Annotated in this window: 9 protein-coding genes; 3 read left to right on the top strand and 6 right to left on the bottom strand. The window is 69.2% G+C overall.

Annotated features, from left to right (window positions below; all coding sequences use genetic code 11):
• The 4 genes from OCH239_RS20690 to OCH239_RS23415 form a co-directional block, all read right to left on the bottom strand.
• The coding region (locus OCH239_RS20690) for a CHAD domain-containing protein (RefSeq protein WP_051489694.1) at positions 1–1,118 on the bottom strand (1,118 nt) is incomplete at its 3' end.
• A 710-nt stretch (positions 1,119–1,828) separates the two neighbouring features.
• The gene (locus OCH239_RS21920; protein WP_051489695.1) at positions 1,829–2,842 is read right to left on the bottom strand and encodes a DUF3618 domain-containing protein; all 1,014 of its coding nucleotides are present in this window, start codon (positions 2,840–2,842) and stop codon (positions 1,829–1,831) included.
• Positions 2,835–3,263 (bottom strand): phage holin family protein, encoded by a 429-nt coding sequence (locus tag OCH239_RS20700; RefSeq protein ID WP_051489696.1) that lies wholly within the window; start codon positions 3,261–3,263, stop codon positions 2,835–2,837. Before OCH239_RS20700 ends, OCH239_RS21920 begins: the two co-directional genes overlap by 8 nt.
• Positions 3,263–3,853, bottom strand: a complete 591-nt coding sequence (locus OCH239_RS23415; protein WP_084782756.1) for a hypothetical protein — start codon at positions 3,851–3,853, stop codon at positions 3,263–3,265. The genes OCH239_RS20700 and OCH239_RS23415 overlap by 1 nt, the downstream gene beginning before the upstream one ends.
• Before the next feature lie 363 nt (positions 3,854–4,216).
• On the opposite strand from OCH239_RS23415, the gene OCH239_RS20710 reads away from it, so the two are divergent.
• The 3 genes from OCH239_RS20710 to OCH239_RS20720 all read left to right on the top strand — a co-directional run bounded on the left by OCH239_RS20710 (position 4,217) and on the right by OCH239_RS20720 (position 6,737).
• Complete coding sequence (locus OCH239_RS20710) at positions 4,217–5,401, top strand: AI-2E family transporter (RefSeq protein WP_162150042.1); 1,185 nt, start codon at positions 4,217–4,219, stop codon at positions 5,399–5,401.
• A gap of 166 nt (positions 5,402–5,567) precedes the next feature.
• Positions 5,568–6,320: a dienelactone hydrolase family protein gene (locus tag OCH239_RS20715; RefSeq protein WP_037267218.1), complete on the top strand. Its 753-nt coding sequence runs from the start codon at positions 5,568–5,570 to the stop codon at positions 6,318–6,320.
• A 75-nt stretch (positions 6,321–6,395) separates the two neighbouring features.
• A complete protein-coding gene (locus OCH239_RS20720; protein ID WP_037267220.1) occupies positions 6,396–6,737 on the top strand; it encodes a DMT family transporter in 342 nt (113 codons plus the stop codon).
• Between the two features lie 3 nt (positions 6,738–6,740).
• On the opposite strand, the gene OCH239_RS20725 is transcribed toward OCH239_RS20720, so the two are convergent.
• Both OCH239_RS20725 and OCH239_RS20730 read right to left on the bottom strand, forming a co-directional pair.
• On the bottom strand, positions 6,741–6,920 hold the full coding sequence (locus tag OCH239_RS20725; RefSeq protein WP_037267222.1) for a hypothetical protein: 180 nt from the start codon (positions 6,918–6,920) through the stop codon (positions 6,741–6,743).
• Positions 6,917–7,422, bottom strand: a 506-nt coding sequence (locus tag OCH239_RS20730; protein WP_037267223.1) for a YeeE/YedE thiosulfate transporter family protein, incomplete at its 5' end; no start/stop codon positions are given. The genes OCH239_RS20730 and OCH239_RS20725, both read right to left, overlap by 4 nt.

Genomic DNA, 7,422 nt, shown 5'->3' on the forward strand with positions numbered 1-7,422 from the left:
CGGGCAATCGCGCAGACCTTGCGATACCGCTTCCAGATCAGCCGCTGCGCGAGGTCGCGGGCCGGACGGTCGGCTTCCGGGCCCTTGGCAAGCTTCTTGCCGCCCTTGGCGATACGTTTCTGCAGGCGGCGCATCTCGCGCTCATAGGCATCGCTCCCGAGATGCCGCGCGAGCTCCGCCTGGGCCCGTTCCCGCTCCGCCGCGATGTCCTCGAAGAGCAGCTCGAGGCCCGGTCTCAGGGGCTCGGGCACCAGATCGAGATAGCTCTCGCGTGCGATCAGATAGACGTCGAGGTCGCGCAGCGGGCCGGTCTCGGCCATCAGCGCGCCGAACCGCGCCTTCAGATCCTCGGTCTCCTCGGGCGAATTGACGCCCTTGAAGAGCGAGATCACCGACCGGACCTTGCGCAGCGCCACGCGGTACTGGTGCAGGAACTCGCTGTCGATATCCGCGATGGCGCCAGCCTCGTGCGCTCCCGCGAGGTCGAGATGCGCCTCAATGATATCGGTCGCGGCCCGGAAGGCGGTGGTGCGCGCGGTCATCTCGATATCGGGTTTCAGCACCTGCCGGGCGGCGTCCGGGAAAAGCGCGGCGACCGCTCCCCGCGCGTCGAGCCTGCCGATACCCTCCATTGCGCCGAGGCCCTGCGAGAGCCGGGCCGAGGCCTTGTCGTAGCCGCGAAGGGCGGTCGCGCTGAGGAATGCGGCCTCGCGGCCCCCTCCACCGTCGATGACCACGAGATCGCAGCGCACCAGCGTCTTCTCGAGATCGTCGAGCAGGGCCAGCTTCTGGCGCAGCAGCGTGACCTCGCCGAGCGCACTCAGTCGGCGCAGCGGCGAAACCGTCGCGGCCAGCGCATCGCGCACGGGCCCGGGCTCCATGTCGGCGACAAATCCCGGCGCAGCTCCGGTTTGGCGGAGAGGCTCTTCGCCGCCGAGCAGGACCAGGCTGTCGCCTTCCGAAAGGAGCAGACGGCCGGACGTGGCGAGCTGGCCGTCGAACGTGTCGTAGATTGCCGCCGGCGTTCCGACCGGCTCCTCGCGCTGAAGCAGCCGGTCCTTGCCGAAACGGGCGCCGTCGAAGGCCGGGCGCGGGTCGCCGGCGATCCAGAGGGACATGTGGGACGTCATCGAGGGGTTTCGAACAGGGATCCGTTTGAGGGGTGACGGCCATACCGGCCCGAAGAGCGGTGCGAGTGGCACAGGCGGAGGCGTATGATCCAGTGACAAGTCTATGGCGGAGAGGGGCTTCATCCGCGAGGAGAGGCCACTCCCGCCAAGGTTCGCTCGGCAAACCACCGCCCCACGGCGTCGGCTCCATGGCAGCTCTTCTCGGTCAGGACATGCCGTGCCGCCGCGAGATCCCGCACCGGCCGCGGACGCCGCGCCCCGGGCTCCATGATCCAGACCCAGAGCACACTACCCTCGTCGTCCGTTTCCGCAATCAGTTCAGGTCCCACAAGGTATCGCTCCGGCCCCGTTTCATGATCCGGCCACACTGGCACAGGCCTCGAACACCGTTAAGACATAACTGCGATGTGTGGGTGCAGTTGCGGAGGCTTCGTCACCCGGAGCGCAAATCCTGCTCCCGCTGACCGAAGGTCGGCCCGGTCGCAAGGCGCGCGCCCACAGGTGGGCAATTCCGGACAGGGCGCTGATCGTCGAGCGTGCATCGGTGAATGCCGCCGAAACCGGCTGGACCGGAGAGCATCGTCATCTCTCGTCAGGCGGGAACGGCCGAGGATCTAAGAAACACTAGATCCCCGCCATGACATAACCGGTCCGCACCTGAAGGCGCGGACCGGTTTTGCGTGATCGTGCCGCTCCGATCAGCCGCGGTTCGGGCCGAAATTCTCGGTCTTGGCCTGACGTTCGGCGGCTTTGGCGATCCGCTCGGCCGCCTCCTCGGTCTTGTCCACGGCGGCGTCGGCGGCATTGCCCTCGCCGGGCGAGTTGCGATCCGCCTCGTCCTTGAGATGACGGCTCGCCTCGTCCGCTCCGGCGCGCACCTCGTTGCCGATGGTGCGCGCCTCCTCGGCCGCGGCCCCGGCGATGCGCTCGATTTTGCCGCGTTCCTCCTCGAAGAGCCGTTCGGCGTCGTCGTAGAGCTGGTCGCTGGTCGGGCCGAGATGCTCGTCCTCGATCTCCGTATGCGGCAGGCTGCCCGCGACGAGGGCGCCGGCGGCGAGCGCAAGGGCACCGGCCACAAGCGGGTTCTCCTCGAAGAAATCGGCCCCGCGCTGCGCACCACGGCGAGCCGTCCGCTCGATGCCCTCTCCCGCGAGGATCGCCCGTTCCCGCGCGGCGACGATGCGCTCGCGGGCGTCGGCGTTCATCTTCTCGGTGCCTTCCGAAAGGCTCCGCGCCATGTCGGAGGAGCGGTCACGCACGCGACCCGCGGACTGCGCGGCCTTGTCCCGTGCCGAATGGGCGCCGCTCGATGCCGGATGGGTCCCCGGGCGATACCATCCCGCCCGGGCGCGCTGGCTTGCCGAGTGTTCGGTCCCGGTCGCCGCTGAGGCGCCGGCAGAGGATCCGCGGTCCGTTCCTCCCTGCATCGCCTGCCGCGCCTCGCGGTCGAGACGGTCGGCGGAGGGGCCCTTGCCGAACATGAGCCAGCCGAGGCCGACCGCCGTCAATCCGAGCGCCAGCGGATTGCCCTTCGCCGCATCCATAGCCGACTTGCCGAAATCGCCGCCGTGGCGGCTGACGCCGTCGGTGATGCTCCGGAAGATGGTATCGGGGCTGAAGGTGCTCTCGAGAGCGCGCAGCGTGTTCTGCAGACCTTCGCGGTTCGCTTCGAGCTCGCGCTCGATCTCGTCGGGGGTGCGGATGTCACTCATTGCTCAGTTCCTTTGCGACCGTCTCGCGGTCTCGCTCGAGGTTCTTCCGGGTGCGTGTCGGCGCCAGCGAGGCCAGCTTGAGGTTGCTTTGGCCGATCTGGACGAGAATGGCGGCGAGGATCAGAAGCGCTCCGCCCACGATCAGCGCCGACCATCCGGGCGCGAGGCCCATCTCGGCGATGGCGCTGACCGCCGCTCCGGCGAGGACGTTCAGCGCAACGAGCAGCATCACTATGCCGCCGACGAGAAGTCCGACCGCGGTGCCCGCCTTCTTGACGTTCTGGTCGAGCTCGGCGCGGAAGAGGTCCATCTCTCCGCGAACGAGCGCGATCACCTGCCGGACCGCGTCGCTGAGAAGCGTTCCGGTATCGCGGATCTGGCGGCGCGCGCCGTCCGTGCTCTGGGTGTCGGTGCTGGACATCAGTGATCTCCCTGCGTCTTGGGTTCTGCGGGTCGGGGCGCGGGTCCGGGGGCTGCCGCGCCGGGCGTCGCTGCGGTCGGCGCGTTCGCCCGGGCATGCGCCGAGGGCTCGTCGTAGGTCGCGGTCCGTGCCTCGTCCGGATGTGCGCTTCCCCGCTCGGGGCGCGGCCGCGACGAGGCCTGGGCGAACCGGGTCGCGGCGAATCCCGCGAGAGCGGCGCCCCCGAGAAATCCGATCGGGTTCCGGCGGGCAAAGGCGCTCACGTCGCCGGCGATCTCGCCCAGATCGCGGTCGCGCAGCGCATCGGACGCGCCCGCGAGGCTCTCGGCGATCTGGCCGAAGGTCCGCTCCTGCGGCGATCCGCTGCGCATCTCCTCCGCCGCCTTGCGCAGCGCGCTGGCGATGCCCGACATCTCCGAGGCGGCGCCGGTCTTCGCGCGCTCGGTCTGGTGCATCGCCTCCTCCTGCAGCCGAGCGGTCATGTCCTCGGCAGCGCCGCGGGCATCTTCACCCAGCCGTTCGGCCGAGCGCTTCATGTCGTCGCCGGTTTCGCGGCGGACGTCTCGATGGTCTCTGTAGATCTCGGACATGCTGTCCTCTCTCGCTGAGCTGATGTCACCGATGCCTCTCCGAGGCGTCGACACCACCCGGTGCGGACCGGCCCGAAACGCAGACACCATGGCAGGCTCACCGCCAGAGCTCTCTGGCGGGAGGGTTCGGAAGGCCTTACCCATGTCCGTGATCTCGGCGATCCGCGTAGGTCGCCCCACGGCAACCCCAGGTGCATCCGCTTGTTCCGGACGTGCCCGCCGGCGGCGGGTTCCGGCGCTTTTTGTCAATCGCGCGGGGAATCGCCGCCGCCCGGGCCATTGACGTCCCGACGCGGGCGGCGGAACATTTGGCGCCGCGTCAGGTTCGTCTGCAGCGTTGCGCTTCAAGGTGCCGGAATGTCCATGCCTTCTACTTCTGACGCCGGTGGGGGTTCTGCGCTCCCGTCCGGCCCCCTCGCGCCGACGCAGACCTCTCCCGACCAGGACGAACCCGAGCTCTTGGGTGTGGTGCGGCGCACCAACCGCCTCATGGCGGGCATCCTGATCATCCTGGTGGGCGGCGCCTTCTACGCCGCGGCGGCCTTCTTCATGCCGGTGATCCTTGCGCTGCTCATCACGATGACCCTGTCGCCGCTGGTGCGCAGCCTCAATCGCCGGGGACTGAGCGAGGGGATCGCCGCCGGCCTGGTGGTTCTCTTCTTCGGCCTCGGCGTCGCGGGAGCCTTCGCCGCTCTCGGAACGCCCTTCTTCGACCTCGTCGAGGACGCCCCGAGGATGATGGCGGAGGTCCACGAGAAATACGAGCGGATCCGCGCCCCGATCACCACCGTCACCGATGTCGCCGAACAGGTCGACAGCGCCACGAGCGGCGGCGGGGGTATCCAGCAGGTGACCGTGCAGCAGCCGGGCATCCTCTCGCAGGTGGCGGGATCGGCCCTCTCGATCATGACCACGACGGTCATCGTGATCATTCTGACCCTCTTCCTGCTCGCCAGCGGCAACCACTTCGCCGAGCAGATCGTGAAGTCCTTCGGCAGCCTCACCGACAAGAAGCGGGCGCTGCGGACGGTCCGCGACATCGAGGGAGAGATCTCGCGCTACCTGCTCACGATCACCCTGATCAATGCAGGGCTCGGCGTGGCGGTCGGGATCGCGATGTGGCTCCTCGGCATGCCGACGCCGCTGCTCTGGGGCGTGCTGGCGGCCGTGCTGAACTTCCTGCCCTATATCGGCTCGCTGGGCGGGATCACAATCGTCGGCATTGTCTCTCTCGCCACCTTCCCCTCGATGGGGACGGCCCTTCTGCCGCCGCTCGCCTACTTCGCCTGTACGGCGCTCGAAGGCCAGATCGTCACCCCGACGGTCGTCGGCCGCAGGTTGAGGATCAACACGGTCGCGGTGTTCATCGCGGTCGCCTTCTGGTCGTTCCTCTGGTCGATCGCTGGCGCCCTGATGGCGGTCCCCATCCTCGTCTTCCTCAAGGTCCTCTGCGACAACGTTCCCGCCCTTCACGGTCTCGGCCGGTTCCTCTCCGCCGAAGCCGACGACGAGCCGGAGCCGCCGAGCTCGCTGTCGGTCGGCCCCTGAGGCCCCGCGTCTTGCGGAAGACACGCCTGCACGCCGCGCCCGACGCTCCCATTCGGACGAAGATCCCGGGCTGAGGAACGTCGTCCTTCTGACCTCTTCGTGATCCGGTCGCCCGCGGGGTGCCCTATCTCTGGCGCAGACCTGACAGGAGAGAGGAGTTCCCACGATGAAGACTGCACTTGCATTCGGCCTTGCAGCCCTCGCGTGTCCCGTGATTGCGGCAGCCGAGATCACGGGCGAGGCGCATAGCTACACCGTCGGCGACCGCGAATACGAAGGCTACGTCGCGCGCCAGAGCGGGCTCGAGGAGCCGCTCGGCACGGTGCTCATCGTGCACGACTGGGACGGGCTCACCGAGTACGAGATGAAGCGCGCCGACATGCTGGCGGCGCTCGGCTACACCGCCTTCGCCATCGACGTCTACGGCGCGGACGAGGAGCCGCAATCGGTCGAGGACAACCGCCGTCTCTCGGGAGCGCTCTACGAGGATCGCGAGGAGTTCCGCGCGCGGCTCATGGGCTCGATCGAGGCGGCGCGCGAGCTGGACGGTGCAGGCGGGCCGATGGCGATGATGGGATATTGCTTCGGTGGCGCCGCGGTGCTCGAGGCGGCGCGGGCGGGCGCCGAGATGGACGCCTTCGCCACCTTCCATGCTGGGCTCGACCTGCCCGAGGGACAGGATTACTCGGGCGTGACCGCGCCGGTCATGATGTTTCACGGCTCCGCCGACCCGGTCTCGGGCATGGATGCCATGGCGATGACGCTGAACGCGATGCAGGAGGCGGGCGTCGAGCACGACGCGCGGATCTTCGGCGGTGCGCGCCATTCCTTCACGGTCTGGGGCTCGGACGATTACGTCCTCGAGGCGGACCGGCAATCCTGGGACGGTCTCGTCGGCTATCTCGGCGACGCGCTCTGAGCGTCAGGCGCGCGCGGATGGACCCCGCGCGCGCTCCGGGCTAGGGCAGGGCGGTCCCCTTACGGAGTCCCGCCCATGCCGAGCCTTGCCACCTACGCCATCCTGGCCGCCGCGATCTGCGCCGAGGTCATCGCGACCACGGCCCTTGCCCGCTCGGACAGCTTCAGCCGGTTCTGGCCGTCGGTGGTGACGGTCGTCGGCTACGCTCTGGCGTTCTGGTTCCTGTCCTACCCGATCCGCGTCATGCCCACGGGCGTCGTCTACGCGATCTGGTCGGGATTGGGCGTCGTGCTGATCACCGCCGTCGCCTGGCTCTGGTACGGAGAGCGGCTCGACACGCCCGCGATCCTCGGATTGCTCCTGATCGTCGCGGGCGTGATCGTGATCAACGTCTTCTCGGACGCCGTCCGGCACTGAGGCCTAACGCGACGCCCCCGAGGGCAGCGCGGCGCAATGCGCCCCGCCCGAGGCCTGCCCCGAGCCGAGCGCGAGAAGCGGCGGCTGGGCGTAGATGTCGGGCGTCTCGCTGCCCGCAAGATCCGCCACGGTCAGCGCGGCGAGCGCAAGCAGCGCCCCTCCGGCGATGGTCCTGCGCGTCATGAGCGTGCCTCCAGCCCGAGCCACGGGCGCAGCTTGATGCCGTAGAACGCACCGCCGAAGGCCGCGGCGAACCACGCCCAGCCGTGCAGGCTGCCGGTCGAGATGCCGGAGAAGAACGCGCCCACATTGCAGCCGAAGGCGAGCCGCGAGGAATAGCCCAGCAGGAACCCCGCGATCACCGTTGCGACCCAGGCCCGCGCGGGCAGGTCCGGCAGGTCCTTCGAGAGGCCCGAGCGCCACGCGGCGACGAGGAAGGCGCCGCCGACGATGCCGAGATTGGTCAGCGAGGTCACGTCGGTCAGCAGCGATTGCGCCACCCGCTCGGAATTGGCCGCGGTGCCCCAGAAGGACGAGGCCGAGAGATCCGCGCCGAGCGCGCTCGCGCCCTTCGCGGTCCACAGGCCGAGGCCGTAGACCACGCCCCAGGGCTGTCCGGCCACCACGATGTTGAGGATCGCGAGCGCGGCAAGGCAGATCGCCGCGAGCCAGTAGCGGCGGGGGG

Source organism: Roseivivax halodurans JCM 10272, assembly GCF_000521785.1.
Classification (GTDB): domain Bacteria; phylum Pseudomonadota; class Alphaproteobacteria; order Rhodobacterales; family Rhodobacteraceae; genus Roseivivax; species Roseivivax halodurans.